The following is a 2,203-nucleotide window of genomic DNA, read 5'->3' as shown; positions in this document are numbered from 1 at the left end:
GATTGATTGGTATCTACTTTAGTATTCAATATTAACTTCTGGCGAAGTTAAACTGTCACAAAACAAAGACCCGTTTGGGTTGTATGGTTAAGTGACTAAGCGTACACGGTGGATGCCTTGGCAGTTGGAGGCGATGAAGGACGTATTAACTTGCGATAAGCCTAGTCAAGCTAGTAAAAAGCACTTGAGACTAGGATTTCCGAATGGGGAAACCCACCTGCTTGCAGGTATCGTTAACTGAATACATAGGTTAACGAGGCGAACGCGGAGAACTGAAACATCTAAGTACCCGTAGGAAAAGAAATCAACCGAGATTCCGAAAGTAGCGGCGAGCGAAATCGGAACAGCCCTTAAGCTTATTATGTGTTAATGGAAGGCTCTGGAAAGTGCCACGATACAGGGTGATAGTCCCGTACATGAAAACGCATTTTAAGTGAAATCGAGTAGGTCGGAGCACGTGAAACTTTGACTGAATATAGGTGGACCATCATCTAAGGCTAAATACTCCCAACTGACCGATAGTGAACCAGTACCGTGAGGGAAAGGCGAAAAGAACCCCTGTGAGGGGAGTGAAATAGAACCTGAAACCGTGTACGTACAAGCAGTAGGAGCAGACTTGTTCTGTGACTGCGTACCTTTTGTATAATGGGTCAGCGACTTATATTTTGTAGCGAGGTTAACCGATTAGGGTAGCCGTAGGGAAACCGAGTCTTAACTGGGCGAATAGTTGCAAGGTATAGACCCGAAACCCGGTGATCTAGCCATGGGCAGGTTGAAGGTTGAGTAACATCAACTGGAGGACCGAACCCACTAACGTTGAAAAGTTAGGGGATGACCTGTGGCTAGGAGTGAAAGGCTAATCAAACCGGGAGATAGCTGGTTCTCCCCGAAATCTATTTAGGTAGAGCCTCGGACGAATACTTACGGGGGTAGAGCACTGTTAAGGCTAGGGGGTCATCCCGACTTACCAACCCTTTGCAAACTCCGAATACCGTAAAGTACTATCCGGGAGACACACGGCGGGTGCTAACGTCCGTCGTGAAGAGGGAAACAACCCAGACCGCCAGCTAAGGTCCCAAAGTCATAGTTAAGTGGGAAACGATGTGGAAAGGCCCAGACAGCCAGGAGGTTGGCTTAGAAGCAGCCATCCTTTAAAGAAAGCGTAATAGCTCACTGGTCGAGTCGGTCTGCGCGGAAGATGTAACGGGGCTAAACTATGCACCGAAGCTGCGGATTCATACTTTGTATGAGTGGTAGGGGAGCGTTCTGTAAGCGGTTGAAGGTGTACCGGGAGGTATGCTGGACGTATCAGAAGTGCGAATGCTGACATGAGTAACGATAATGCGGGTGAAAAACCCGCACGCCGGAAGACCAAGGGTTCCTATCCCATGTTAATCAGGGTAGGGTAAGTCGACCCCTAAGGCGAGGCCGAAAGGCGTAGTCGATGGGAAACGGATTAATATTTCCGTACTTGGTATAATTGCGATGGGGGGACGGAGAAGGCTAAGCAAGCATGGCGATGGTTGTCCATGTGAAAGTGAGTAGGGCGTTTGTTTAGGTAAATCCGGACGAACACTAAACCTGAGACACGAGACGAGTCACTACGGTGATGAAGTTGCTGATGCCATACTTCCAGGAAAAGCCTCTAAGCTTCAGATTATACCGAATCGTACCCCAAACCGACACAGGTGGTCAGGTAGAGAATACTAAGGCGCTTGAGAGAACTCGGGTGAAGGAACTAGGCAAAATCGTACCGTAACTTCGGGAGAAGGTACGCTCCTATCTGTGATGAGACTTGCTCTCTAAGCGGACGGGAGCCGCAGTGACCAGGTGGCTGGGACTGTTTATTAAAAACACAGCACTGTGCAAAATCGCAAGATGACGTATACGGTGTGACACCTGCCCGGTGCCGGAAGGTTAATTGATGGGGTTATCTTCGGAGAAGCTCTTGATCGAAGCCCCGGTAAACGGCGGCCGTAACTATAACGGTCCTAAGGTAGCGAAATTCCTTGTCGGGTAAGTTCCGACCTGCACGAATGGTGTAACCATGGCCACGCTGTCTCCACCCGAGACTCAGTGAAATTGAAATCGCAGTGAAGATGCTGTGTACCCGCGGCTAGACGGAAAGACCCCGTGAACCTTTACTACAGCTTGGCACTGAACATTGAACCTACATGTGTAGGATAGGTGGGAGACTTTGAAG

1 rRNA gene is annotated in these 2,203 nt (G+C 49.0%); it reads left to right on the top strand.

What is annotated here, in order from left to right:
• Positions 1 to 85: 85 nt before the first annotated feature.
• Positions 86 to 2,203: ribosomal RNA gene (locus ACFI34_RS18680) — 23S ribosomal RNA — on the top strand; the annotation flags it as partial.

It is taken from the genome of Pseudoalteromonas sp. PSi26, from assembly GCF_054960575.1.
The sequence above is the reverse complement of the archived record's forward strand: the minus strand, read 5'-3'. Positions and strand labels throughout refer to the sequence as shown.